This window comes from Micromonospora sp. WMMD712 (genome assembly GCF_029581295.1).
GTDB lineage: Bacteria > Actinomycetota > Actinomycetes > Mycobacteriales > Micromonosporaceae > Micromonospora > Micromonospora carbonacea.
On the sequence record NZ_CP120743.1, the window covers coordinates 5,495,208 to 5,519,093 of the forward strand.

A 23,886-nucleotide genomic window follows, 5' to 3' on the forward strand; every position below is an offset into this window, starting at 1 on the left:
GCGCTTACGTCATGGTTTGGGGTTGTTTGCCCCGCCCGCCGTAATCAGAATCACCGGTCGCCGGGCGGGCCGGTGAGCCGGCGGCGCAGCGAGACGGCCGCCAGCGCGAGTGCCAGCACCACCAGCAGCACCGAGATCACGATCAGGGCGACCGCGCCGCGCCGCGCCGAGCTGAGCCCGCCGTCGGGGTGCCGCCCGGCCCCCGCGGCGGTGAGCACCCCCTGGGATCCGGCCGGGGCGGGCGTCGCGGCCGGGGTGGCCATCGCGGCCGCCGCGGTGATCCGGAAGCTCATCTGCACCTGCCGGGCCAGCCCGCTGCGCGGATCGAGGCGGCCGACCACGGCGCCGGACAGCGGCGCGTCGCGTTGCGCCTCGGCGGTCGCGCTGACCGTGAGCCGCAGGGTGGCGGCCCCGCCGGCCCGCACCGCGCCGACGTCGCACCTGGTGCGGGTGGCGCTCAGCGCGGCACAGAAGGCCGGCGGGGCCGGGACCGTGACGCCGTCGGGCAGGACCACGTCGATCCGCCCGTCCGCGTCGACCTTTCCGGTGTTGCTCAGCCGGACGCCCAGCTCGCTGGCGCTCCCGCTGATGTCGAACGCGACCCCGTCGGCCCGTAGCGCGATGCCCGGCACCGGCGGGCCCGGCGGGAAGAGGACCGCGAATCCCTCGTTGTCGTCGACCGACCCGGCCACCCCCGGGGCGGTGGCGCTCACCCGCACCGCGCCGCTGAGCGGCATCCGTCGCCACGCGTCGCCGTCGACCCGCACCGAGAGCAGCGCGCTGAACCGCGCGCCGGCCGCCGCCGTCCACGCCCCGCAGAGGTGCCCGCCGCCGTCGGCCGGCGCGCAACCGGCGGTGCCCGCGTCGGTCAGCCCGGCCGGCAGGGTGTACGAGAGCTGGACCTGCGCCGCGACGTCGCCGGTGTTGGCCACGGTGATCCGCAGCGTGGTCGTGGTGTCGGCCGCGTTCCAGTACGCGTCGGTCAGCACGACGTCGTCGGTGCCCACCCACACGCCGAGGCGGCCCGCCGCCGGCGCGTCCGGGCCGGGGGCAGACGTGCGTGCCGGCGGGGCGGTGGTCGGGGGCGGCGGCCCGGCGGTGGTCGGGGGCGCGGCCGTGGTGGCGGGCGGGCCGGCGGGCTCGGCGGGCGTGCTGGGCGGCGGCCCGGTGGGGGTGGGGGCCGGGGCGGTGGTCTCCGGCGGGGGCAGGGTCGGCGGCGCCTCGGTGGGCGACGGCTCGGTGGGCGTCGGCTCGACCGGTGGGGTCTCGTCGCCGGGGTCGCCGGCCGGTCCCGCCGGAGGGTCCGCCGGCGCGGCGGCCGCCCAGGCCGGCGTCGGCGCGGCCGTGGCCCAGCCGGGCGGCCCCGCCGCCGAGACGAGCAGCCCGACCGCCACGGACGCGGCGAGCAGCGCCGCGCGGCGTCGGTCGGCTGCCCGCCGAACGGGGCGTACGTCCACGCGGGCCACTCCTCCGCCGACAGTCGGTGACGGTTCAATGGTCGGTAACAGTTGCCCGGCGGCACTAGTCTCGCTGGGAAACAGTTTTGTAACGTGCTCCGGTCCCGGCACGGTAGGCTGACCCACCGTGACCGGTTACCTGGGCTCGTACGCGACGCTCGGGCTCCTGCTGCTCGCCGCCGCCCTCTTCTTCGTCGTGGCGTTCGCCGCGAACCGGGTGCTGCGTCCCGCCCGCCCGGCGGACCCGCCCGGCAAGCGGGCCGGCTACGAGTGCGGCCTCGACCCGGTGGGCGGCGACTGGGCCCAGATGCAGATCCGCTACTACGTGTACGCCTACCTCTACGTGCTGTTCGCGGTCGAGGCGGTCTTCCTCTTCCCGTGGGCGGTGGTCTTCGACCGGCCCGGCTTCGGGCTCGTCACGGTCGCCGAGATGGGCGTCTTCGTGGCCGTGCTGGCGCTGGGCATCCTCTACGCCTGGCGCAAGGACATCCTCCGCTGGACCTGAGCGCCGACGCCCGGTCGGGGCCGGCCGGTCCGGCCGGGGCCGACCGGGGGTCGACGGTCAGGCCAGCCCGCGCCGGGTGACGGCCGGCGGACGGTCGCCCCGGATCGACGCCACCATGTCCAGCACCCGCCGGGTCGGCCCCACCTGGTGGGCACGGAACACCCGCGCGCCCAGCCAGGCCGACAGCGCGGTCGCTGCGAGGGTCCCCTCCAGCCGCTCGGCCACGGGCAGGTCCAGCGTCTCGCCGATGAAGTCCTTGTTGGACAGGGCCACCAGCAGCGGCCAGCCCGTGCCGGAGAGCTCGTCGAGCCGACGGGTGATCTCCAGGGAGTGCCGGGTGTTCTTGCCGAAGTCGTGCGCCGGGTCGATGAGGACGCCGTCGGGGCGTACCCCCAGGGCGACCGCGCGCTCGGCGAGGCCGGTGACCGTCGCGACCACGTCGGCCACCACGTCGGCGAAGGCCGCCCGGTGCGGGCGGGTGCGCGGCTCCAGCCCGCCCGCGTGCGAGCAGACCAGCCCGGCCCCGGTCTCGGCGGCGACCCGGGCGAGCGCCGGGTCCGCCCCCGACCAGGTGTCGTTGAGCAGGTCCGCGCCGGCCGCGACCGCCTCCACCGCGACCTCGGCCCGCCAGGTGTCGATGGAGATGACCACGTCCGGGAAGGCGGCCCGCACGGCGGAGATCGTGTCCACCGTGCGGCGGATCTCCTCGGCCACGTCGACCTCGTCGCCGGGACCGGCCTTGACCCCGCCGATGTCGATGATCTCCGCGCCCTCGGCCACCGCGCGCTCCACCGCGCGCAGCGCGCTGTCCTGCGCGAAGGTCGCCCCCCGGTCGAAGAACGAGTCGGGCGTGCGGTTGACGATGGCCATCACCACCAGTTCGCCCGGCGCGAAGGTCCGGCTGCCGAGCCGAAGCGCCCCGGCCATGTCGCCTCCCGATCTCCCGCGGCCGCAGATCCGTCGCGGCCACCGGTCTCCGCGGCCGCCGATTCCGCGGCCGCCGGTCCTCCGTAGCCGGCCGGGCGACCCGGCCGCCCCCCGACGCTAGCGGGTCGTCCGGTGATCCTTCCTGGCGGTACGACGGCACAGATCCGCACCGATCTGTGGGAGGACCGCCCGGCGGGGTCGCTCCGGGCCCGTTCGCGTGCCACGATCTCTTGCATGGGTCAGGTGCTGCTCACGCTGGTCGTCGCGCTCACCGTCGCGGCAGTGGTCTTCGGGGCGACGGTGCTGGTCACCGGTCGCGATCCCGGCCTCGCGCCGGTCGAGCCGGACGGGCGGGCCGTCCCGCTGCCGGTCAGCCGGCCGCTGCGGGAGTCCGACGTGGGGGGCGTCCGTTTCGACACGGCGCCGCGCGGGTACCGGATGTCCCAGGTCGACCAGGCGCTGCGCCGGGCGGCCTACGACATCGGGTACAAGTCCGAGCTGATCGGCGTGCTGGAGGCGGAGGTCACCGCGTTGCGCGAGGGACGGGTCGCCGACGCCGACGCGCTGCGGCACACCCGCGAGCAGGCCGCCGCTGCTGCCGCCGCCGAGCAGGCCGCGGGGGCCGACGCCCCCACCGCGGCTGCTGCCCCCACCGGCGCGGACACCACCGGGGACGCCGCCACCGGGGACGCCGCCCCGGCCACCGTCCCCGCCACCGGAGCCGACCTCACGGTGACCGCCGCCGCCCCCGAGGCCGGCGACCGCGAGGCGACCGACCACCCCGTCCGGTCGGAGCCGGCGTGACCGGCTCGGCGGACGCCGAGGGCCTCCGCGAGGCGGCCCAGCCCGGCGCGGGCGAGGTCACCGCCACGGTGATCGTCAACGCCCCGGCCGAGCGGGTGTTCGCCGGGCTGCTGGCCTGGGAACGACAGTCCGACTGGATCCCGTTCACCACCGTCCGGGTCGTCGAGGGCGACGGCGGCGAGGGCAGCCTGGTGGAGGCGGTCACCTCGCTCGGGCCGGCGGTGCTGCGCGACGAGATGCGGGTGGTCCGGGTCGACGCGCCGTACGAGATCGGCGTGGTGCACTGCGGCCGTCTGCTGCGCGGCCCCGGCGTGCTGCGCTGCACCCAGATCGAGGGCGGGCGCACCCAGGTCGTCTGGCACGAGTGGTTCCACGTGCCGGGCGGCGCGGCCGGGCGGGTGGCGTGGCCGGTGCTCTGGCCCGGGTCCAAGGTCAGCCTCACCCAGGCGTTGAAGAAGTTCGGCCGGCTGGTCGAGCAGGGCCGCCTGCCCTGACCGCCGCCGCCGCGCCGCCCGGTGCGGGCGGGTGCGGGTCGGGTGCGGCCGGGCGTTACCGCCAGGTCGCCGACCTGGCGGGGTCCCGAAGGGGCGGATACCGCCACCATGCCCGGGCTCCCTTGCCCGGCCGGCGGCTGCGGCTAACGTGTGGGCCGTGACTGACCTGGTGATCGGCGCGGACGGGCTGGCCCGCTGCGCCTGGGGGGCGAGCACCCCGGACTACGTCCCTTACCACGACCGGGAGTGGGGGCGGCCCCTGCGCGGCGACGACGCGCTCTTCGAGCGGATGACCCTGGAGGCGTTCCAGTCGGGCCTGTCCTGGCTGACCATCCTGCGCAAGCGCCCCGCGTTCCGGCTGGCCTTCGACGACTTCCGCATCGAGGCGGTGGCGGCCTACGGCGACGCCGACGTGACCCGGCTGCTGGCCGACGCCGGCATCGTGCGCAACCGGGCCAAGATCGAGGCGGCCGTCGCCAACGCCCGGGCCGCCCTGGAGCTGCCCGAGGGGCTCTCCGCGCTGCTCTGGTCCCACGCGCCGGCGCCCCGGCCCGCCCGGCTGGCCTCGTTCGCCGACGTGCCGGCGCTCACCCCCGAGTCGACCGCGCTGGCCAAGGCGCTGAAGAAGCGCGGGTTCCGGTTCGTCGGCCCCACCACCGCCTACGCGCTCATGCAGGCCACCGGCATGGTCGACGACCACCTGGCCGGCTGCCACGTCACCGCCCCGTCGCCGGCGTGATGGGATCGACCCCATGACCGACACCGACGACCGCCCCGACAGCACGGTCCCCGTCCGGCCCGACGGCGGGCGGGGCGTCACCGCCTGGGCCGTGCTCCTCCCGCCGGGCCGCTACGACGCCGAGCGGCTCGTCCACCACGACACGCTGGAGCTGACCGGGCTGACCGCCGGCGGCACGGCTGACGATCCCGCCGTGGTCACCGTTGCCACTGCCACTGCCACTGCCACTGCCACTGCCACCGGGGCCGGGGCCGGGGGCGCCGCCGGTCCCCGGCCGGGCGACCCCGTGGCCGTGCTGACCGAGGGCCCGCTGCGGCTGGTGGCCCTGGGCCGGGTCGCCCGGGCGACCGCCGAGCGCCGGGAGGACCCGGACGACCCGCAGTCCGACCCGGCGTCCGGCGCGTTCGTGGTCGCGTACACCCGGCGGGTCTTCGACGAGCCGGTGCCGGCCGACGGGCTGGCGCTCGACGGGCCGGTCAGCGCGCTGCCCGCCGACGTCTACCGGGCGCTGGTCGCACGGCTCGGCCCGTCGCCGGCCCGCCGGTCCTGGCTGGTCAGCCTGGACCTCCCGATCGAGGCGGCGACCCCGGCGGAGGCCGTGCGGCTGTTCTGGTCCTACGTGCGCGACCTGGGCCCCCGCGAGCTGCCCGCCTTCGTCTCGCCGTCCGGCGACGAGCTGGCGATGCAGGCGTTCGTGCTGGGGGCCGAGGCCAACCAGGACCCGGAGGAGGACGACTGACCCACGCCGGTCACCAGACGGTGCCCAGGCGGCCGGACCAGCCGTCCAGCACCTCGGCCGGGTCGGTGTGCAGCACCTGCGCCAGGAGCGCCGCGTAGACGTCCCGGAAGTCGGTGGTGAACTTCAGGTCGCCGTTGTCGAGGTCGGTCAGGCTCGGCGGCTCGCCGTGCAGCCCGCCGCGCACCCCCGCGCCGAGCAGCAGCACGTCGGACGCCGTGCCGTGGTCGGTGCCGTCGGAGGCGTTGGCACGCACCCGGCGGCCGAACTCGGAGTAGACCGCCACCACCACCCGCCGCCCGGCCGCGCTGCGGGCCATCCGCTCGGCGAAGCCGGTCAGCGCCCGGTCCACCTGGCCGAGCAGCACCTCCTGGAGCTGCCGCTCGTCGGCGTGGGTGTCGAAGCCGCCGAGGGAGACCGAGAAGACCCGGGTGGCCACGCCGGCCTCCACGCACCGGGCCACGAGGTCGAGCTGCGCCTCCAGCGGCGTCCGCGCGCCCCCGGTGGCGGTGGCCGGGGCCTGCTCGCCGTCCGGGTCGTCCTCGGCCGCGCCGGTCGTGTCGCGTACCCCCTGGATCAGCTCGTCGACCGAGCGCAGGTCCGCGAAGCACGCGGCGGCGCGGGCCCGCGCCCCGGACTCGCCGGGCTGGGCGGCGGCGAGGGCGGCCAGCGCCGGCTCCGGCAGGCCCCGCGCGGCCCCGCGGTCGGTCACCGGCACCGAGGCGCCCGCGCTGCGGGCCCCCGCGAGCAGGGGCGGCAGCGCCGGCTCGAACGACACCGCGAGCCGGGGGTCCCCGCCGGCCCGGTCGAGCCAGCGGCCCAGCCAGCCCGTGCTGCCGGGCCGCTCCGGCTCGGCCGTGTGCCAGATGTCCATCGACCGGAAGTGGCTGCGGTCCGGCTTCGGGTAGCCGACGCCCCGGACGACGGCGAGCCGGCCGGCGGCGTACAGGCCGTGCAGGCCGGCCAGCGCCGGGTTCAGCCCGACGGCGTCGTCGAGCCGCTTCACCTCCTCCGCCCGGTAGGCCAGCTCCGGGCGGGCGGCGGCGTAGGCCGGGTCGGCGTACGGCACGACGGTGTTCAGCCCGTCGTTGCCCCCGTACAGGGTGACCAGCACCAGGGTGCGGGCGTCCGGGTCGGCGTCCCCGGCGGTGGCGAGCAGGTCGTCGAGCGTGTACGCGGTGGCACCGGCCGCCAGGGCGGTCGCGCCGACCACCCCGCTGGCGACGAGGAAGCGGCGTCGGGTGAGCCTGTCCATCGTCTCGTCTCCTCCCGCTCAGCTGACGGTGTACTCGGGGCTGACCAGCCCGGCGGCCAGGAGCTTGCGCGGCTGGCCGGCCAGCGGGTCCAGGGCGGCCCGCGTGCGTGCGCTCCACGCGTCGACGACGAGCAGCCGGGCCAGGGCATCGGGCCGGCCGGCGGCCGGCGCGGCGGCCAGCCGGTCCAGCACGGTGGGCGCGGCGACACCGGCCAGCAGGTCGGCCAGCCGCAGCCGGGCCTGCAACGACGAGGTGGTCAGCCAGGCCACGCCGGCCGGCCAGCCACCCACGCTGGGCGGGCGCAGCGGCACCTGGTCCAGCGCGGTGAGGCCGGCGAGGAGCTGCCGCCGCCGCTGCTCGGACAGGCGGGACGGCCGGACGCCGAGCTGACGCAGCGCGCCGACGGCCCACTCGACCGGCTGCTTCACCAGCGTGCCGGCGGTCCGCCCGAACTCGCCGGCGGTGAGCACGGCGCGCAGCGTGGCGAGGGTGTCCGGGCCGGCGAGCCCGGCCGGGGCGGGCGTCTCCGGGCCGGCGTACCGGAACCAGAGCCGACGGGCGACGAACTCCCGGGCGGCCGGCTGCCCGGCGAGCAGCGCGGCGAACCCGGCGGCGTCGAACGGGCCGGTGCGGCCCAGGATCGTCTTCGCGCCGGTGTCGTGCCGGCGCGGCTCGAACCGGGCCGCCCCGGTGCGCCGGTCCACCACCCAGCCGGTGAGCGCCCGCGCGCCGGCCTTCACGTCGGCCTCGGCGTAGTTGCCGACGCCGAGGGTGAACAGCTCCATCAGCTCCCGGGCCAGGTTCTCGTTCGGTGCGGCCCGGGTGTTCTTCTGCCCGTCCAGCCAGAGGATCAGGGCCGGGTCGCGCACCATCGCCTCGACCAGCGGGCCGAGCGGTCCCCGGCCGTGCCGGCGCAGGGTGGCGAGCTGGCCGAGCATCAGCGGCGCGGAGCGCACCTTGCGGACGCTGGTCGCCCAGTGGCCGTGCCAGAAGAACAGCAGCTTCTCGCCCAGCCCGTCGTCGGCGGCGACCATCCGGTCGAGCCACCACCCGGTGACGCGCAGCACCTGCTCCCGCCGCCGCTCGTTGGCCTGCTGCCGCTGCTCACGGCTCGACTGCCGGGTGATCCCGGCGTGCGGGTCGGCACCGAGCGCCGGGGGCGGTGTCGCCGCCGCCCCCCGGTCCGGGCCCGGGGGGTCGAGCAGGGCGTCGAGCGTCGCCGCGGGGCCGGCCCGCTCGGCGGCGTCCACCTCGTCGGCGGTCGGCCCGAAGGTCGCCCGCCGCAGCAGGTGCGCCACCGCTTCCCGATCAGCCATGACACCGACCGTACGGAGCCGGTGTTCGAGAACGGTAAGGGCGAGGTCCGGGCAGCGTTCAGCGGCCCTCGAAGACCGGCGGCTGCTTGTTGACGAAGGACAGGGTGGCGGCGCGGTGGTCGGCGGTGCCCCCGCAGATCGACTGGGCCTGCGCCTCGGCGGCCAGGGCGTCGGCGAGGGTGCCGGCGTCGGCGATGGAGAGCTGCCGCTTGATCGCCCCGTACGCGACGGTCGGGCCGGCGGCGAGCCGGGCGGCCAGCTCCTGAGCGGTCGGCAGCACCTGCTCGTCGTCGTCGACCAGGCGGGTCAGCAGGCCCAGCCGGCTGGCCTCGTCGGCGGCGACCGGCTCGGCGAGCATCAGCAGCTCGACGGCCTTGGCGTGACCGACCAGCCGGGGCAGGGTCCAGGAGGCGCCGGTGTCGGCGGCGAGCCCCACCCCGGCGAAGGCCATCAGGAACCGGGTCTTCGGCCCACCGATGCGGAAGTCGGCCAGGAAGGCCAGCGACGCCCCGGCCCCGGCGGCCATCCCCCGCACGGCGGCCACCACGGGCTTCGGCAGGTTGGCCAGCCGGGCGGCGATCGGGTTGTAGTGGGCCCGGACGGTGTCCACCGGGTTCACGCCCGGCGACTCCAGGACCTGCACGTGCTCGCGCAGGTCCTGGCCGGCGCTGAACGAGCCGCCCGCACCGGCCAGCACCACGGCCCGGCAGGACCGGTCGGACTCCAGCTCGGCCAGGGCGTCCCGGAGCGCCTCCTTGAGCGCCACGTCGAGCGCGTTCATCGCCGTCGGGCGGTTGAGGGTCAGGGTGACGACGGAGTCGGTGCGGTCGACGAGCAGCGGCTCGGTCACGTCTTGACGACCCTTCTCTCACGGTTGGTGGCGTCGAGGCACTGCTCGACGTACCGGTCGGCGGCCGGCCGCAGCCGGGTGGCGTGCCGGTCGAAGAAACTGGCCGCGGCGGTGCCGGGCCAGCGCTCGGGCAGCAGCGCCGGTGGGAGCTGCGGGTCCCGGAACAGGAAGGTACGCCATGCGTGCACGAGCCGGAACCGGGCCGCGTACGCCTCCTCGTCGTCGCTGCGCACCGTGACCGCGGCCAGCAGGGGGCGCTGCTCGGCGACGAACTGCTCGTAGGCGTGCCCGATCTCGGTGAGGTCCCAGGCCCGGCGGACCACGCCCATCGCGCCCGGGGTGCCGGCGGTGTGCGCGGCGGTGAACCGCTCGTACCGCACGCCGGCCTCGTCGAGCAGGACGTCGACGTCCTCCGCCGGCCGGGTGGCCACCCAGGTCTGCTCGTCGAGGGAGCCGTAGCCGAGGAAGCTGAGGTTGGCGGCGAGCCGCTGCCGTTCCCGGCGGGAGGCGGGGCTGTCCAGGACGAGCATGTCGAACCGTCCGTCCCAGCTGACCCGGCCTGTCCGGTAGATCCGGGCGGCCGCCTCGTCGAGTCGCCGTGCGGCTTTCGGTGTGATCGAATAGCCCGGCCCCGAGGCCAGCCGGAGAGGGTCGAGCCAGCCCTGACGAACCATCCGGCTGACCGCCGTGCGCACCGCCGGCGGGGCGATCCCGAGCGGTGCGAGCAACCTGACCAGGGCGGCGACCGGCGCGCGGCCGCCCCGGGGTCGAAGGTGGTCGCCGTACAGGTCGAAGAGTGCCGACCGTGCCTGCATGACCGCACATTGTGACAGGCCTTCTCAAGATAAGCTAGGTCCTGTTACATCAATGCCTCTTCGGTTTGGGTCCGGCGGTGTTCATCAGGGAAAATCGTTGGTCGACCCCGCCGTGCACGTCGCGGTGGGTGATGGCGAAGAGGCTGTGGGGCAACCCACCGACCCTGTTGCAGGTCTGAGGGGAGACGACATGGCGGCGATGAAGCCGCGGACGGGCGACGGTCCGCTGGAAGTCACCAAGGAGGGCCGGGGCATCGTCATGCGGGTCCCGCTGGAGGGTGGTGGCCGGCTCGTCGTCGAGATGACTCCCGACGAGGCCAACGCGCTCGGTGACGCACTGAAGGCAGCCGCCGGCTGACCGAGGCACGGTCCGGGCGGCGGTTGCCGCGCGGGCGGTTCACACCTCCCTGAGCCACCGGCCCCGCCGGTGGCTCAGGGCTTCGCCCTGGGCCCGGTCGCGTCCGGGCCCTCTTCCGACCCATCTGGAGGTCGTTCCAGCGTGCTTGCCATCCGTCTGGTGGGTGGGCCCGAGCGGCCCGACGCCCTGGCCCTGCCCATCCGACCCGTCGGGGCGGCCGAGGACGGGGCGGCGCGGGCCGTGCTGCTGCCCGGCCTGCCGGCGCTCGCCGACGACGTGCTGGCCGAGGCCGCCGCCCTGGTCCCGGCGGCCCGGGCCACCGGGCGGGCCGGCGAGACGCACGTCCACCTGCGGCCGGGGCGGCTCCCGGCGCGGCTGCTGCTGGTCGGGGCCGGCGACGGCGACGAGGCCGGATGGCGGGCGGCGGGGGCGGCGCTGGCCCGCGCCGCGTCCGGTGAGACACATCTCACGATCATGATGCCGGTCGATGCCGAGCCCGACGCGGTGCGCGGCCTCGTCGAGGGGTTGCTGCTGGCGTCCTACCGCTTCCGGCTCACCGAGGCCGGCGAGGCGTCGGCGCTGAGCGGCGTCGACGTCGCCGTCGGCGACCCCGCCGCCTACGCGGACGCGGTCGAGCGGGCCGAGGTGACCGCCCGGATGACCCGCCTGGCCCGGGACCTGACCAACACCCCGTCCTCGGTGAAGAACCCGCAGTGGTTCGCCGAGCAGGTCGAGGCCGCCGCGGCCGGTCGCCCCGACCTGCGCCTGCGGGTCCGGCAGCCCGACGAGCTGGCCGCCGGGGGATTCGGCGGCATCCTCGCCGTCGGCGGCGGCTCCGCCAGCGGCCCGCGCCTGGTCGAGCTGGACTGGCACCCCGCCGACGCGCGCACCCACGTCGTCCTGGTCGGCAAGGGGATCACCTTCGACACGGGCGGCATCTCCATCAAGCCGGTGCCCGCCATGAAGCTGATGCGCAAGGACATGGCCGGCGCCGCCGCCGTCGTGGCCGCCACGCTGGGCGCGGCGACGCTGCGGCTGCCGGTCCGGATCACCACCCTGACGCCGCTGGCGGAGAACGCGGTCAGCGGGTCGGCGTTCCGCCCCGGCGACGTGATCACCCACTACGGCGGCGTGACCAGCGAGACCACCAACTCCGACGCCGAGGGGCGGCTGGTGCTCGCCGACGCGCTGGCGTACGCCGTCGCCGAGCTCAAGCCCGACCTGCTGATCGACCTGGCGACCCTGACCGGGGCGAACCTGGTGGCGCTCGGCAAGCGCACCGGCGCGCTCTACTCCGACAACGACGAGCTGGCCGCCGACGTGCTGGCCGCGATCGACGCGGCGGGGGAGTCGGCCTGGCGGATGCCGCTGCCGGCCGACTACGTCGAATACCTGGGCAGCGACGTGGCGGACCTCTACAGCGCCCCGAACCAGGGCGGCGGGTCGGTGCTGGCCGCGCTCTACCTGCGTGAGTTCACCGGCGACCTGCGGCAGCGCTGGCTGCACGTCGACATGTCCGCGCCCTCGTGGGCCGACGGCGACGCCGCCGAGCTGACCCGGGGCGCCACCGGCTGGGGGGTGCGCGGCCTGCTGCGCTGGCTGGCCACCCTCGGGTGACGTGCGCCTCCCCGGCGGCGGGGGCGGCTCAGGGCCTCCCGCGGCGGGCGGCGGGCCTCAGCACTTCACGGCGGCGAGCAGGCCGTGGCCGACGGGGAGCAGGGCCGGCGTCCAGTCCTCGGACTCCCGGAGCGCCTTGATCGTCTCCCGGGTGGTCACCGTCTCCACGTCCCGGGCCGCCGGGTCGGCGATCCGCCCGTCGGCCAGCGTGCCGTGCAGCGCGAGCACCCCGCCGCGGCGCAGCAGCCGCAGCGCCGCGGCCACGCAGGAACTGAAGTTGGTGGCCTCGGTGTCGACGAAGACCATGTCGTACGCGCCGTCGGCGAGCCGGGGCAGCACGTCCAGGGCCCGGCCGGTGATGATGCGGGTGCGCCCCGACGGGAAGCCCGCCTCGGTGAAGATCCGACGGGCGATCCGCTGGTGCTCCACCTCGACGTCGATGGTGGTGAGGACGCCGTCGGCGCGCATGCCCCGCAGCAGCCACACGCCGCTCACGCCGGTGCCGGTGCCGATCTCCACCACCGCCCGCGCGCTCCCGGCGGCGGCCAGCAGCCGCAGCGCCGCCCCCGTGCCCGGGGTCACCGCGTCGAGGCCCACCTCGCGGGCGAGGCTGCGGGCGGTCCGCAGCACGAGGTCCTCGGTGACGTACGACTCGGCGAACTGCGACGCCGGGGTCGTCGAGCTGCCGGAACTGGCGGCCGTGGCGATGGGACACCTCCGTCGGGGGCGGGTTGGCGGTATGAGCCTAGAGGCGGGGCCGAACGGACGCAGCCGCGAGTCCGGTGCCCGACGATCACGGTGGAACCTGCCCGATCGGGCGGTTCCCACCGGGCGGTCACGCACCGCAACCACTGACTGCACTCGCGGCATTCGTGTAATCCTGGATGCGGTATCCCCGTCGTCGGACCGGTCAGCCCTGCCGGTCCGGAGCGAGGGGCCGGGGACGACTGGGAGGCACCGACGTGACCGACGGCTGGGACTGGCGCCAGCCTGGGGGAGCTCCGACCCCGGCGGCACCGCCGGGGGCCGGCGCGCCGCCGGCCGGACCGCCGACGACGCCCGACGGCGTCCACCGGGGCGCCCCGGCCTCGCCCTGGTGGTCCGACGCGCTCGCCGACCCGTGGCGTGACCCGTACGCACCGGCGGCCGTGGTGGTGCCCGGCCCCGTCGACGGCGCCGCGGAGCCGGAGCCGGTCGTCGACCCGGACGCGCCGCGCCGGCCGACGCTGCGCCAGCTGCTGCTCATCCCGCTGGTCACCGCGCTGCTCGCCGGGACCCTCGGCGGTGCCCTGGGGTACGCCTTCGCGGTGCGTGGCGGCGCGGCCGGCGGCCCGGTGCTCGGCGCAGGTTCCGCCGAGGCCCCGGCGCTGGCCCAGCGCAAGCCGGAGTCGCTGGCCGGGGTCGCCGAGCGGGTCCTGCCCAGCGTGGTCACCGTCCGGGTGGCCGGCATGGGCGGGACGAGCGAGGGTTCCGGCTTCATCGTCAGCGCCGACGGCTACGTGATCACCAACGACCACGTCGTCGCCGGGGGCACCGGCAAGGCGTCGGTGGTGTTCAACGACGGCAGCACCGCCGCCGCCAGCGTCGTCGGGCAGGACCCGGAGTCCGACATCGCGGTGATCAAGGTGTCCTCCGTCACGGGCCTGCGGCCGGTGGAGTTCGGCGACTCCGACGCCCTCGCGGTCGGCGACCCGGTGCTGGCCATCGGCTCGCCGCTGTCCCTGGCCAACACGGTGACCGCCGGCATCGTGAGCGCCCTGGACCGGACGATGCAGGCGGGCGACCCGGGCGGGCCGACCCGCTACTACGCGGCCATCCAGACCGACGCCGCGGTCAACCACGGCAACTCCGGCGGCCCGCTGGTGGACTCGGCCGGCCGGGTGATCGGGGTGAACTCGACGATCAAGTCGCTCGTCGCCGACGGGCAGGAGGCCGGCAACATCGGGCTCGCCTTCGCCATCCCGATCAACCAGGCGAAGCGGGTCACCCAGGACATCATCGGCACCGGCAAGGCCCGCCGTACGGTGATCGGCGCCCAGGTCGGCGGCAGCGGCGCGGCCAGCGGCGGCACCGGCGGCGTACGCCTGGCGTCGGTGGAGCCGGCGGGCCCGGCGGCTGCGGCGGGGCTGCGGGCGGGGGACGTGATCCTGCGGCTCGCCGGCCGCCCCATGACGGACCCGACCGACCTGATCGCCCTGGTGCGCAAGTTCGCCCCGGGGTCCGTGGTGACGGTGGAGTACCGGCGCGGGTCGAGCCGGCAGAACGCCTCGGTGACGCTCGCCGCGGACGCCAAGTGAGAGTCGACAGCCGACCGGCCCCTCCCCGAGGGGCCGTCACCTGCGTACGCTTGGCCTGATGCCGACGAGGAGGCCCAGCAGTGTTCGAGAACCTCAACTGGTGGGAGATCGCCGCGCTGCTGCTCCTGGCGCTGCTGATCTTCGGTGACCGGCTGCCCAACGTGATCAGCGACGGGCTGCGCATGGTCCGCAACCTGCGCGCCATGGCCCGCAACGCGACCGGCGACCTGAGCCGCGAGCTGGGCACCGACATCCAGCTGGAGGACCTGCACCCGAAGGCGTTCATCCGCAAGCACCTGCTCAGCGAGGAGGACGAGCAGGCGATCCGGAAGCCGCTGCAGGGCGTCTACGACAGCCTCCGCGCGGACGTCACCGGCGTGCACGAGGACCTGAAGGACGTGGCCAAGGCGGTCGACCTGCGGTCGAACAGCACCAGCGGCGCGGTCACGGCCACCTCCGGCGGCGCGGCGACGGCACCGGCCCCCCGCACGGCCAGCTACGACGACGCCACCTGAGCCACGCCTTCGTCACCGCCGGTGCCGGCCGCCCGGCCCGTCCGCCGGTCCGGGGCGCGTCCGCCGGCCCGGGGCGACCGGTGCGCGCCTCGGCCCCTAGGGAGCTGGGTCGGATACGACATCGCCTCCAGCCGCACCAACCCGGGCCGGCGCCAGCGGTCAGCCGGCAGCGGTCAGCGGGCGGCCGGCAGCGGTCAGCGGGCGGCCGGCAGCGGTCAGCGGGCGGCCGGCTTGAGGCCGAGGGGCTTGCCGAGCAGCGACTCCCGCCGCACCGCGAGCCGGTCGGCGACCTGGCCGAGGGCCTTCGCGGCCGGCGACTCCGGCTCGGCGAGCACGATCGGGTTGCCGGCGTCGCCGGCCTCCCGGACCCGGGTGTCCAGCGGGATCTGCCCGAGCAGCGGCACCTGCGCCCCGATCGTCCGGGTCAACGAGTCGGCGACGGTCGCGCCGCCGCCGGCGCCGAAGACCTCCATCCGGGAGCCGTCGGGCAGCTCCAGCCACGACATGTTCTCGATCACGCCGACGACCCGCTGATGGGTCTGGAGCGCGATCGCGCCGGCCCGCTCGGCCACCTCGGCGGCGGCGGCCTGCGGCGTGGTGACCACCAGGATCTCGGCGTTCGGCAGCAGCTGGGCCAGCGAGATGGCCACGTCGCCGGTGCCCGGGGGCAGGTCGAGCAGGAGCACGTCCAGGTCGCCCCAGTAGACGTCGGCGAGGAACTGCTGCAACGCCCGGTGCAGCATCGGGCCGCGCCACACCACGGCCGCGTTGCCCGAGGTGAACATGCCGATCGAGATCACCTTCACGCCGTGCGCCTGCGGCGGCATGATCAGATCCTCCACCCGGGTCGGGCGGCCGTCCGCGCCGAGCATCCGGGGCACCGAGTGGCCGTAGATGTCCGCGTCGACGACGCCGACGCTCAGGCCCCGGGCGGCCAGCGCGGCGGCCAGGTTCACCGTGACGCTGGACTTGCCGACGCCGCCCTTGCCGCTGGCGACCGCGTAGACGCGGGTGCGGGAGCCGGGCTGGGCGAACGGGATCACCGGCTCCTCGGTGGCGGAGCCGCCGCGCAGCTTCGCCTGGAGGCCCTGGCGCTGCTCGGGGGTCATCACCCCGAACTCGATCTCCACGCCGGTCACCCCGGGCACCGCGCCGACGGCGGCGGTGATGTCGGTGCGCAGCTTGTCCTTGAGCGGGCAGCCGGCCACGGTGAGCAGCAGCTCGACCCGGACCACACCGTCGTCGCCGACCCGGGCGGAGCGGACCATGCCGAGATCGGTGATCGGCCGGCGGATCTCCGGGTCGTCGACGGTGGCCAGGGCGGCCTGGACGGCGTCCTCGACGGTGCTGACGGGTGCTGACATGCCCGCAATGCTACGTCGGGGGCGATAGGTGCCGGCGTTCGGCGGGCCCCGGTGTGAGCGAATCGATGGCCCGCCCGGCCTGGTCAGCGCGCCCACCGGCCCCGGCCGCCCCGCCCGGCCGGTGGTCAGCGGGCGTCGGTCGACCCCTCCGGGCGGGCGCCCCGGGCGAAGTCGCCGTCCAGCTCGTCGAGGGGCTCGTCGAGCTGCGCCGTGCCCCCGCGCGGCGGCGGGCGCTCGTGCGACGGGCGTTCCTGCTGCCGGCGCTCCAGCCGCTGCCGGCGCTGGGCGGCCTCGTCCAGCTCCTCGGCCAGCCGGGCCAGCTCCGATCGGAGGAAGTCCCGGGTCGCCACCTCGCCGAGCGCGATCCGCAGCGCCGCGACCTCCCGGGCCAGGTACTCGGTGTCCGCCTTCTGCATCGTCGCGCGCCGCCGGTCCTCCTCCAACGCCACCCGGTCCCGGTCCGTCTGCCGGTTCTGCGCGAGCAGGATCAGCGGGGCCGCGTAGGACGCCTGGAGGGAGAGCACCAGGGTCAGGAACGTGAAGGTGTACGGGTCGAAGCGCAGGTCCGCCGGGGCGAGGGTGTTCCAGCCGAACCAGGCGGCGATCACCACCGTCATGTAGACGATGAAGTTCGCCGTGCCCATGCCCCGGGCGATCCCCTCGGACCACCGGCCGAACGCCTCCGGGTCGAACCGGGGCAGCTTCACGCCCCGGGGCTCGCGCGGCTGGTCGAGCCGCTCGGCCCGGCGCTGCTCACTCATCGACGCCGTCCAGCCCCTCGTGCACCGGGGCGGGTGCGGTGGGGGCGTCCCGGTCCCGCCAGTCGCGCGGCAGCGAGTGGTCCAGCACGTCGTCGACGGTCACCGCGCCGACGAGCCGGTTGTTGCGGTCCACCACCGGCATGGCGACCAGGTCGTACGTGGCCATCCGGCGGGTGATCTCGGGCAGCGGGGTGGCCGGGCGCAGCGGGTCGATGTCGTTGACCACCACCCCGCCGAGCAGGTCGGCCGGTGGCTCCCGCAGCAGCCGCTGGAAGTGGACCATGCCCAGGTAGCGGCCGGTCGGGGTGGTCAGCGGCGCGCGGGTCACGAAGACCTGCGCGGCCACCGCGGGGGAGAGCTGCTCCTCCCGGATCCGGGCCAGCGCCTCGGCGACCGTGGCGTCCGGGGGGAGGATCACCGGCTCCGAGGTCATCACGCTGCCCGCCGTGCCCGACGAGTATTTCAGCAGCTGGCGGACCGGGTCGGCCTCGCCCGGCTCCATCAGGTCCAGCAGCACGTCCTGCTCGGTCGGGGGCAGCTCGTTGAGCAGGTCGGCGGCGTCGTCGGGGTCCATCTCCTCCAGCACGTCCGCGGCCCGCTCCCGGTCCAGCGCGGCGAGGATCTCCACCTGGTCGTGCTCGGGCAGCTCGCTGAGCACGTCGGCCAGCCGCTCGTCGTCCAGCGCCGCCGCCACCTCGTTGCGCCGGGTGTCCGGCAGGTCCTGGAGGGCGTTGGCCAGGTCGGCGGGGCGCATGTCCTCCAGGACGGCGAGCAGGTTCGCCGTACCCCGGTTCTCGCCGATGCCGCTGAGGCCGCGCACCCGGTCCCACTCGACCTGGTGCAGGTGGCCGCGGCGGGTGAGCCGACCGGTGTGCTCGCGGACGGCGACGCGGGTCAGCGACCACTCGCCGCCCCGGCTGCGCTCCATCGCCACGTCGACCACCGACCCGGGCTGGCCGCCCGGGTCGAGCTGCACGCGCCGGTCCAGCAGCTCCTGGAGCACCAGCAGCTCGTTGGGGCGCTTCTCGAACCGGCGCAGGTTGAGCGTCCCGCTGCCGAGCACCACCGCGTCGGCGTCGATGGTGGTGATCCGGTTGATGGACAGGAAGATCCGCCGGCGCATCGGCATCTCGGCGACCAGACCCACCACCTCCGGTGGGCGCTGGGTGGGCCGGAGCCGGGCCACCGCGTCGCGCACCCGGCCCACCTGGTCGCCGTTGGGGTCGAAGACGGCGACTCCGGCGAGTCGGGCGATGTAGACCCGGTTCGGCGTGCTCACGGGCACCAGCCTAAGCGCCTACTGTTTATCAACATGTCGACCTTGGCCTACGAGATCGTGGACGTCTTCACCGACCGCCCGTTCGCCGGCAACCCGCTCGCCGTGGTGTTCGGCGCCGAAGGGCTGGCCACCGAACAGATGCAGGCGCTCGCGTTGGAGTTCAACCTGTCCGAGACGGTGTTCGTGCTGCCGCCCACCCAGGTCGGGACCACCTACCGGGCACGGATCTTCACGCCCACCGACGAGCTGCCGTTCGCCGGCCACCCCAGCGTCGGCGCGGCGGTGACCGCGAGCCGCCGAGGGCTGTTCGGTGTGGGGCAGGTCACCCAGGAGTGCGGGGTCGGGGTGCTGCCGATCGAGGTGACCGCGTACGGCGCGACGCTGACCGGTGGCGTGCCGACGCTCGGCCCCGAGCTGGACCTGGAGCCACTGCTGGAGATGGTCGGCCTCACCGCCGCCGACCACGCCGGGCCGCCGCCCCGGGTCGCCGGGTGCGGGCTGGAGTTCCCGTACCTGCCGGTGTGGCCGGACGCGGTGGCCCGCGCCCGGGTCGACCCGGTGGCGGCGGAGCGGTACGGCCTCGAACACGTCAGCGTCTTCTCCTGGGACGCCGACGCGCAAACCGCGCACGCCCGGGTCTTCGTCCCGGGACGCGGCGTGCCGGAGGATCCGGCGACGGGCTCGGCCGCCCTCGGGCTCGGCGTGTGGCTGGTCGCCAGCGGGCTGCTCCCCGGGGAGGGGCGTTCCGCCTACACCGTCCGGCAGGGCGCCGAGCTGCGCCGGCCGTCCGTGCTGGCCTGCACGGTCACCGCGGCCGGCGGTGCGGCGGTCGGCGCGACGGTGCGCGGCGACGTGATGCCGGTGGCGCGCGGCGAGATCGCCGTCCCGCCCTTCGTCGGCTGAGGTGCAAGGAAGGGCCCCCTGTTAACGCCTGCGGTAGAGAAGGGAACCCCTCTCACCGGCCACGGGCGGCAGGCTTCCGCCGTACGCTCGCGCGGGCCGGCGGGCATGCGGGAGGATGCCGGGGTGACTGACGAGGTGGACGGGCGGTTCGGCACGCCCCTGGTCGACGAGGCGGTGAAGAAGGCCGCCGTCGCCTGGGTGGGCGTCGCGGGCGGGCCGGCGCGGGCCCTGTGGTGCGTACCGTCGCCAGGGTCGCTCCTGGTCGTGAGCGGCCCCGGCGAGCAGGCCGCGCCCGGGCTCGCGGAGGCGGCCGAGGCGCAGGTGACGCTGCGCGGCGACCACGGCGGCCGGATCGTCACCTGGCCGGCCCGGGTGACCCGGCTGGCCCCGGGCACCGAGGAGTGGGCGACCGTCGCCCCGACGGTCGCCGCCAAGCGGCTCAACGCCCCCGGGGCCGCGGCCGACCTGGCGCAGCGGTGGGCCACCGACGGCTGCGCCCTGGTCCGGCTCACCCCGGCCGGCGAACCGGCCGCCGGCGACCGGCTGCCGGACGCCTCGCTGGCCGAGCCGCCCCGGGCGGCCCCGGTGGTCCGGGCCACCCGCCGACCGTTCCGGCTGCACCGCGTCCGTCGTCGCTGACCCGACCCGCGCCGCGCGCGGGCCGGGCGTGGGGTCAGGCCGGTAGGGCGACCGGGCCCACCAGGTCGAGGACGTCGCTCAACGAGCCCAGCTCCGGCCCGTCCCAGGCCGGCTCGGCGTTGAACACCATGTGCCCGGCGAGGTCCGGGGCGGCCAGCCGCACCGCCGTCATGCCGGCCCGCCGCGCGCCGGTGAGCTCCTGGCTGCCGCCGTCGCCGACGTACAGGCAGTCGCGCGGGGCGAGCCCGAGCGGGCCGCACGCCGACAGGTAGAGCGCCGGGTCGGGCTTGCAGCGCCCGAGCTGCACCGAGAAGACCCGCACGTCGAGCAGCGGGGCCACGGCCAGCTGCGGCAGGAACTCCGGCAGCTCGTGGGTGCAGTCGCTGACCAGGCCGGTGCGTACGCCCGCCGCGCGCAGCGCCGTCAGCACGGGCACCGCGTCGTCGCGCAGCCGGGTGTCGGCGTGGACCGCCCGCCGCCGGGAGGCGACGGCCGCGCGCAGCGCGCTCTCCGGCGGGTGTACGCCCGCCTGCGCGCACACCCAGCGCAGGGTCGCCACGGCGTCGCCGAACCGCCCGCTGGCCCGCTGGTAGTAGCTGCGGTCGAGCACGTCGACGAGTGCGTCGACCGGGCAGCCGAGCAGCTCGGCGGTGGACCGGTGGGCCGTGCCGCGTTGCACGGAGCAGGTGAGCGTGCCGAAGAAGTCGAACAGCACCGCGCGAAAGACGGGCATGGGGAGGTGCCTCCGGGCGTCGAGGGGGAGGGTCGCCGGCAGGATGCGTCGATCGTAGTCGAACGATGACTTTCTGTGGTGACGGATGGTCGACGGAGGCTCGTGTGAGGATTGCTTCCCGTGCCCGTCCCTCACCATCACCGCCCGGTGGGCCCGCTGACCGGCGGGGTCCTCGCCCTGGCCGTCCTCGCGGTCTCGTCGTCCGCGCCGCTGGTCGCCTTCGCCGCCGCGCCCGCCCTGGCGATCGCCTTCTGGCGCAACCTGCTCGCGGTCGGCGTGCTGGGCCCGTTCGCGCTGGCCCGGCGGCGGGCGGAGTTCCGGGCGCTGGCACGGTCGGGCACGGGGAGCGACGGGACGGCGGGCACGGGCCGCGACGGTCCGGCGGGCGCCGGCCGCGACGGGCGCGCACCGGCGGTTGCCGGCCGGCGCGAGGGCTGGTGGTGCGTGCTGTCGGGGGTGGCGCTGGCCGCCCACTTCGCCACCTGGATGCCGAGCGTCCAGCTCACCTCGGTCGCCGCCGCCGTCGCCCTGGTCGCCACCCAGCCGGTCTGGCAGGGACTGATCGCCCGGGGCCAGGGCCGCCGGCTGCCGCCGGTCGTCTGGGTCGGCATCGCGGTGGCGGTCGGCGGCGCGGTGCTCGCCTCCGGGGCCGACTTCGCCGTCTCCGGCCGGGCCTTCGCCGGTGACCTGCTCGCGGTGGCCGGCGGCCTGTTCGCGGCGATCTACACCGCCCTCGGGGAACGGGCCCGGGCCACCGTCACCACCACCACCTACACCACCATCTGCTACGGGGTGTGCGCGCTGATCCTGCTGGTCGTCTGCCTGGTCGGCGGCGTGCCGCTGGGCGGCTACGACACCGGCACCTGGCTGGCGATCCTCGGCCTGGTGGCCGGGGCCCAACTGCTCGGCCACTCGATGTTCAACTACGCGCTCCGGCGGGTCTCCGCGACCACGGTCAGCCTGCTGATCCTGCTGGAGGCGCCCGGGGCGGCCCTGCTCGCCTGGGCCTGGCTCGGCCAGCTGCCCCGGGTCGGCGCGCTGCCGGGGCTCGCGCTGATCCTGGCCGGCGTCACGGTGGTGGTGCTCGGCGGGGCCCGCGCCGGCCGCCGCGCCGCCCTCACCCCGCTCCCGGCCGACGCGGCCCCGCTGCCCGGCTCCCCACCCGACCAGCCGGCATGACGCTTCCCTCCCGGTCGCGGAGGGACAAGATCGCGCTCGATCAGGGAAAGAGTGGTGTCACTCGCAGCCGGAGGCCACGCTTTCCGGGACCGAGCACGATCTTCGGCCTACATCCCAGGTCTTCGACGTAGGCCCCAGGCCCTAGGCCTGCTCGTCCTCGTCTGCCGGTGGGCGGGGTTGGCGGTAGGTCTTGATGTACGCCTCGACGTCTGACCGCAGCCAGACCGAGCCGGCCTGCAAGGTCTGGAACGGGCGCGGGAACTTCGGGTGCATGACGATCTGGCGCAGCCGGGAACGGCCCACGCCGAGCATGTTCATGATCTCGGCCGGACCGACGACCGGTCCCGGGACCTCCGGTTCACCCATGCGCATGACGGTAGGCACGGCCTCGCCTACGGGGTGTTGGGCGACCGTGGCGGTCACGGCTCGACGCCGACCGCCTTCGCGCTGGCCACCCAGAGCCGGGCGGCGAGCTGCGGGTCGGTGGCCTTGCGCAGCGGTCGGCGGGGCCGGCGGTCGGCGTAGTAGCCGCCGTCGACCAGCCGGGCCGGATCCTGGTTGGCCAGCCAGACCAGGGTCTCCGCGCCCTTCTCCGGGCTGCGGAACGGCATGATCCGCATGCCGAGGGCGACCAGCCGGCTGTCCGCGCCGAACCGGGTCCGCACCACGCCCGGGTGGAAGCAGTACGCCGGGATGTCCGGCCAGCGCCGGGCCGCCTCGCCGGTGAACAGGATGTTCGCCTGCTTGCTGGTGCCGTACGCGCGCATCGACCGGTAGCCGCGCAGGCTGCCGTTGAGGTCGTCGGGGTCGAGGACGCCGCTGCGGTGCGCGCCGGAGGCGGTCACCACCAGCCGGCCGACCCGGTCCCGCAGCAGGGTGCTGAGCAGGAACGGCGCGAGGTGGTTGGCCTGCATGGACAGCTCGAAACCGTCGACGGTGGTCACCGGGCGCAGCACGATCGCGCCGGCGTTGTTGGCCAGCACGTCGATCCGGTCGTACGCGGCGCGCAGCCGCTCGGCGAGCCCCCGCACGTCGTCGAGGACCGCGTAGTCGGCCCGGAACAGCTCGGGCCGCTCGCCGCTGGCCTCCCGCACCCGCTCGCCCGCGGCCTGGAGCCGGGCCGGGTCCCGCCCGACCAGCGCCACCCGGTCGCCCCGGCGGGCCAGCTCCACCGCGGCGGCCAGGCCGATGCCGGAGCTGGCGCCCGTCACCACCACGGTCCGTCGCCCCGTGAGATCCTCCACAGGCCCGTTCACCCCAGTCACGGCACGAGGCTACCGTGGCGTCACAAGCACCTTTGCGATCGTTCAGTCATCCGGTCGCCGAACAGGTGGCGTCGGCCCGCCCGCCGCGCCGTAAGGAGGCCCCATGACCGTCGCCGGTCGTCCCCGCCGGTCCTGCCTCGCCGTGCCGGGCTCCAGCGTCAAGATGCTCGGCAAGGCCCAGGGCCTCCCCGCCGACCAGGTCTTCCTCGACCTGGAGGATGCCGTCGCCCCGCTCGCCAAGCCGGACGCGCGCAAGAACGTCGTGGCGGCCCTCAACGAGGGCGACTGGGCCGGCAAGACCCGCGTGGTCCGGGTCAACGACCTCACGACCCCGTGGACGTACCGGGACGTGATCGACGTCGTGGAGGGGGCCGGCGCGCACCTCGACTGCGTCATGCTGCCCAAGGTGCAGGACGCCGCCCAGGTGCAGTGGCTGGACCTGACGCTCACCCAGTTGGAGAAGACCCTCGGCCTGCCGGTCGGCCGGATCGGCATCGAGGCGCAGATCGAGAACGCGGCCGGGCTGGTCAACGTCGACGCCATCGCCGCGGCCTCGCCCCGCGTCGAGACGATCATCTTCGGCCCGGCCGACTTCATGGCCTCGATCAACATGAGGTCGCTGGTGGTCGGCGGGCTTCTGCCGGACTACCCGGGCGACCCCTACCACTACATCCTGATGCGCATCCTGATGGCCGCCCGGATGCACGACCTCCAGGCCATCGACGGCCCGTTCCTCCAGATCCGGGACACGGACGCGTTCCGCGAGGTGGCGAAGCGCTCGGCCGCGCTGGGCTTCGACGGCAAGTGGGTGCTGCACCCCGGCCAGATCGACGCCGCCAACGAGGTCTACTCGCCGGCCCAGGCCGACTACGACCACGCCGAGTTGATCCTCGACGCCTACGAGCACTACACCTCGGAGGCCGGCGGCCGGCTCGGCGCGGTGATGCTCGGCGACGAGATGATCGACGAGGCGTCCCGCAAGATGGCCCTGGTGGTCGCCGCCAAGGGCCGGGCGGCCGGCCTGACCCGCACGTCGCGCTTCACGCCGCCCACCGGGTGAGCCGACGCCCCGTGAGC

At 75.8% G+C, this 23,886-nt stretch carries 26 protein-coding genes; 13 read left to right on the top strand and 13 right to left on the bottom strand.

Translation table 11 applies throughout. The features are described from left to right. Positions 1-50: 50 nt before the first annotated feature. Positions 51-1,457 carry a hypothetical protein gene (locus tag O7633_RS23970; protein ID WP_282324003.1) on the bottom strand — a complete coding sequence of 469 codons (1,407 nt, stop codon included), beginning with the start codon at positions 1,455-1,457 and terminating at the stop codon, positions 51-53. Between the two features lie 127 nt (positions 1,458-1,584). Here O7633_RS23970 and O7633_RS23975 point away from each other — a divergent pair, with 127 nt between their 5' ends. Beyond that, positions 1,585-1,962 (top strand): NADH-quinone oxidoreductase subunit A, encoded by a 378-nt coding sequence (locus tag O7633_RS23975; RefSeq protein WP_282324004.1) that lies wholly within the window; start codon positions 1,585-1,587, stop codon positions 1,960-1,962. Positions 1,963-2,019: 57 nt separating this feature from the next. On the opposite strand, the gene folP is transcribed toward O7633_RS23975, so the two are convergent. Further along, positions 2,020-2,889 (bottom strand): dihydropteroate synthase, encoded by an 870-nt coding sequence (gene folP / locus O7633_RS23980; protein ID WP_074477037.1) that lies wholly within the window; start codon positions 2,887-2,889, stop codon positions 2,020-2,022. A gap of 234 nt (positions 2,890-3,123) precedes the next feature. Between folP and O7633_RS23985 the strand changes: the two genes are divergently transcribed. From O7633_RS23985 to O7633_RS24000, 4 genes are all read left to right on the top strand, one after another. Beyond that, positions 3,124-3,693 (top strand): DivIVA domain-containing protein, encoded by a 570-nt coding sequence (locus tag O7633_RS23985; protein WP_282324005.1) that lies wholly within the window; start codon positions 3,124-3,126, stop codon positions 3,691-3,693. Next, a complete protein-coding gene (locus O7633_RS23990) occupies positions 3,690-4,187 on the top strand; it encodes an SRPBCC family protein (protein WP_074477038.1) in 498 nt (165 codons plus the stop codon). Before O7633_RS23985 ends, O7633_RS23990 begins: the two co-directional genes overlap by 4 nt. Before the next feature lie 157 nt (positions 4,188-4,344). Further along, entirely contained in the window at positions 4,345-4,926 is a 582-nt protein-coding gene (locus O7633_RS23995) for a DNA-3-methyladenine glycosylase I (RefSeq protein ID WP_282324007.1), read from the top strand. 13 nt (positions 4,927-4,939) lie between these two features. Further along, on the top strand, positions 4,940-5,665 hold the full coding sequence (locus tag O7633_RS24000; protein ID WP_282324008.1) for a hypothetical protein: 726 nt from the start codon (positions 4,940-4,942) through the stop codon (positions 5,663-5,665). A 10-nt stretch (positions 5,666-5,675) separates the two neighbouring features. On the opposite strand, the gene O7633_RS24005 is transcribed toward O7633_RS24000, so the two are convergent. From O7633_RS24005 to O7633_RS24020, 4 genes are read right to left on the bottom strand one after another with little or no spacing between them, the layout of a single operon-like run. After that, entirely contained in the window at positions 5,676-6,917 is a 1,242-nt protein-coding gene (locus tag O7633_RS24005; RefSeq protein WP_282324009.1) for a DUF1501 domain-containing protein, read from the bottom strand. An 18-nt stretch (positions 6,918-6,935) separates the two neighbouring features. Next, on the bottom strand, positions 6,936-8,234 hold the full coding sequence (locus O7633_RS24010) for a DUF1800 domain-containing protein (RefSeq protein WP_282324010.1): 1,299 nt from the start codon (positions 8,232-8,234) through the stop codon (positions 6,936-6,938). Between the two features lie 58 nt (positions 8,235-8,292). Next, on the bottom strand, positions 8,293-9,084 hold the full coding sequence (locus tag O7633_RS24015) for an enoyl-CoA hydratase-related protein (RefSeq protein WP_282324012.1): 792 nt from the start codon (positions 9,082-9,084) through the stop codon (positions 8,293-8,295). After that, positions 9,081-9,899: a PaaX family transcriptional regulator C-terminal domain-containing protein gene (locus O7633_RS24020; RefSeq protein WP_178063265.1), complete on the bottom strand. Its 819-nt coding sequence runs from the start codon at positions 9,897-9,899 to the stop codon at positions 9,081-9,083. The genes O7633_RS24015 and O7633_RS24020 overlap by 4 nt, the downstream gene beginning before the upstream one ends. Before the next feature lie 190 nt (positions 9,900-10,089). Between O7633_RS24020 and O7633_RS24025 the strand changes: the two genes are divergently transcribed. Further along, positions 10,090-10,257 (top strand): DUF3117 domain-containing protein, encoded by a 168-nt coding sequence (locus tag O7633_RS24025; protein ID WP_007455245.1) that lies wholly within the window; start codon positions 10,090-10,092, stop codon positions 10,255-10,257. 141 nt (positions 10,258-10,398) lie between these two features. Further along, positions 10,399-11,874 (top strand): leucyl aminopeptidase family protein, encoded by a 1,476-nt coding sequence (locus tag O7633_RS24030; RefSeq protein ID WP_282324013.1) that lies wholly within the window; start codon positions 10,399-10,401, stop codon positions 11,872-11,874. A gap of 57 nt (positions 11,875-11,931) precedes the next feature. On the opposite strand, the gene O7633_RS24035 is transcribed toward O7633_RS24030, so the two are convergent. Next, positions 11,932-12,582: an O-methyltransferase gene (locus tag O7633_RS24035; RefSeq protein ID WP_282328627.1), complete on the bottom strand. Its 651-nt coding sequence runs from the start codon at positions 12,580-12,582 to the stop codon at positions 11,932-11,934. Positions 12,583-12,821: 239 nt separating this feature from the next. Here O7633_RS24035 and O7633_RS24040 point away from each other — a divergent pair, with 239 nt between their 5' ends. Further along, positions 12,822-14,171, top strand: a complete 1,350-nt coding sequence (locus O7633_RS24040) for a trypsin-like peptidase domain-containing protein (protein WP_176734993.1) — start codon at positions 12,822-12,824, stop codon at positions 14,169-14,171. Positions 14,172-14,251: 80 nt separating this feature from the next. Then, the gene (locus tag O7633_RS24045; protein WP_074477048.1) at positions 14,252-14,686 is read left to right on the top strand and encodes a preprotein translocase subunit TatB; all 435 of its coding nucleotides are present in this window, start codon (positions 14,252-14,254) and stop codon (positions 14,684-14,686) included. Positions 14,687-14,901: 215 nt separating this feature from the next. Here O7633_RS24045 and O7633_RS24050 read toward each other — a convergent pair whose 3' ends face one another. The 3 genes from O7633_RS24050 to O7633_RS24060 all read right to left on the bottom strand — a co-directional run bounded on the left by O7633_RS24050 (position 14,902) and on the right by O7633_RS24060 (position 18,090). Then, complete coding sequence (locus O7633_RS24050; RefSeq protein WP_282324014.1) at positions 14,902-16,050, bottom strand: Mrp/NBP35 family ATP-binding protein; 1,149 nt, start codon at positions 16,048-16,050, stop codon at positions 14,902-14,904. Between the two features lie 125 nt (positions 16,051-16,175). Beyond that, positions 16,176-16,811 (bottom strand): DUF1003 domain-containing protein, encoded by a 636-nt coding sequence (locus tag O7633_RS24055; protein WP_074477050.1) that lies wholly within the window; start codon positions 16,809-16,811, stop codon positions 16,176-16,178. Next, positions 16,804-18,090: a CBS domain-containing protein gene (locus O7633_RS24060; RefSeq protein ID WP_178063267.1), complete on the bottom strand. Its 1,287-nt coding sequence runs from the start codon at positions 18,088-18,090 to the stop codon at positions 16,804-16,806. Before O7633_RS24060 ends, O7633_RS24055 begins: the two co-directional genes overlap by 8 nt. A gap of 33 nt (positions 18,091-18,123) precedes the next feature. Here O7633_RS24060 and O7633_RS24065 point away from each other — a divergent pair, with 33 nt between their 5' ends. After that, on the top strand, positions 18,124-18,993 hold the full coding sequence (locus O7633_RS24065) for a PhzF family phenazine biosynthesis protein (RefSeq protein ID WP_282324015.1): 870 nt from the start codon (positions 18,124-18,126) through the stop codon (positions 18,991-18,993). A gap of 105 nt (positions 18,994-19,098) precedes the next feature. Beyond that, positions 19,099-19,632, top strand: coding sequence for a hypothetical protein (locus O7633_RS24070; protein ID WP_278131792.1), 534 nt, complete (start codon positions 19,099-19,101; stop codon positions 19,630-19,632). Positions 19,633-19,666: 34 nt separating this feature from the next. Here the strand turns inward: O7633_RS24070 and O7633_RS24075 are convergent, their stop codons facing one another. Beyond that, positions 19,667-20,365, bottom strand: a complete 699-nt coding sequence (locus O7633_RS24075; protein ID WP_282324016.1) for an HAD-IA family hydrolase — start codon at positions 20,363-20,365, stop codon at positions 19,667-19,669. A gap of 120 nt (positions 20,366-20,485) precedes the next feature. On the opposite strand from O7633_RS24075, the gene O7633_RS24080 reads away from it, so the two are divergent. After that, complete coding sequence (locus O7633_RS24080) at positions 20,486-21,544, top strand: DMT family transporter (protein WP_282324017.1); 1,059 nt, start codon at positions 20,486-20,488, stop codon at positions 21,542-21,544. Between the two features lie 141 nt (positions 21,545-21,685). Here the strand turns inward: O7633_RS24080 and O7633_RS24085 are convergent, their stop codons facing one another. Beyond that, positions 21,686-21,910 carry a hypothetical protein gene (locus O7633_RS24085; protein WP_278131797.1) on the bottom strand — a complete coding sequence of 75 codons (225 nt, stop codon included), beginning with the start codon at positions 21,908-21,910 and terminating at the stop codon, positions 21,686-21,688. Between the two features lie 53 nt (positions 21,911-21,963). Then, on the bottom strand, positions 21,964-22,788 hold the full coding sequence (locus tag O7633_RS24090) for an SDR family NAD(P)-dependent oxidoreductase (protein ID WP_278136325.1): 825 nt from the start codon (positions 22,786-22,788) through the stop codon (positions 21,964-21,966). A gap of 124 nt (positions 22,789-22,912) precedes the next feature. On the opposite strand from O7633_RS24090, the gene O7633_RS24095 reads away from it, so the two are divergent. Next, positions 22,913-23,869, top strand: a complete 957-nt coding sequence (locus O7633_RS24095; protein ID WP_178063272.1) for a CoA ester lyase — start codon at positions 22,913-22,915, stop codon at positions 23,867-23,869. Positions 23,870-23,886: the final 17 nt, after the last annotated feature.

Excerpts from the sequence above, each read along its gene's own strand:
- folP (WP_074477037.1), bottom strand. The coding sequence starts at position 2,889 with ATGGCCGGGGCGCTTCGGCTCGGCAGCCGGACCTTCGCGCCGGGCGAA.
- O7633_RS23985 (WP_282324005.1), top strand. The coding sequence starts at position 3,124 with ATGGGTCAGGTGCTGCTCACGCTGGTCGTCGCGCTCACCGTCGCGGCA.
- O7633_RS24000 (WP_282324008.1), top strand. The coding sequence starts at position 4,940 with ATGACCGACACCGACGACCGCCCCGACAGCACGGTCCCCGTCCGGCCC.
- O7633_RS24005 (WP_282324009.1), bottom strand. The coding sequence starts at position 6,917 with ATGGACAGGCTCACCCGACGCCGCTTCCTCGTCGCCAGCGGGGTGGTC.
- O7633_RS24010 (WP_282324010.1), bottom strand. The coding sequence starts at position 8,234 with ATGGCTGATCGGGAAGCGGTGGCGCACCTGCTGCGGCGGGCGACCTTC.
- O7633_RS24020 (WP_178063265.1), bottom strand. The coding sequence starts at position 9,899 with ATGCAGGCACGGTCGGCACTCTTCGACCTGTACGGCGACCACCTTCGA.
- O7633_RS24025 (WP_007455245.1), top strand. The coding sequence starts at position 10,090 with ATGGCGGCGATGAAGCCGCGGACGGGCGACGGTCCGCTGGAAGTCACC.
- O7633_RS24050 (WP_282324014.1), bottom strand. The coding sequence starts at position 16,050 with ATGTCAGCACCCGTCAGCACCGTCGAGGACGCCGTCCAGGCCGCCCTG.
- O7633_RS24055 (WP_074477050.1), bottom strand. The coding sequence starts at position 16,811 with ATGAGTGAGCAGCGCCGGGCCGAGCGGCTCGACCAGCCGCGCGAGCCC.
- O7633_RS24065 (WP_282324015.1), top strand. The coding sequence starts at position 18,124 with ATGTCGACCTTGGCCTACGAGATCGTGGACGTCTTCACCGACCGCCCG.
- O7633_RS24070 (WP_278131792.1), top strand. The coding sequence starts at position 19,099 with ATGCGGGAGGATGCCGGGGTGACTGACGAGGTGGACGGGCGGTTCGGC.
- O7633_RS24075 (WP_282324016.1), bottom strand. The coding sequence starts at position 20,365 with ATGCCCGTCTTTCGCGCGGTGCTGTTCGACTTCTTCGGCACGCTCACC.
- O7633_RS24085 (WP_278131797.1), bottom strand. The coding sequence starts at position 21,910 with ATGGGTGAACCGGAGGTCCCGGGACCGGTCGTCGGTCCGGCCGAGATC.
- O7633_RS24095 (WP_178063272.1), top strand. The coding sequence starts at position 22,913 with ATGACCGTCGCCGGTCGTCCCCGCCGGTCCTGCCTCGCCGTGCCGGGC.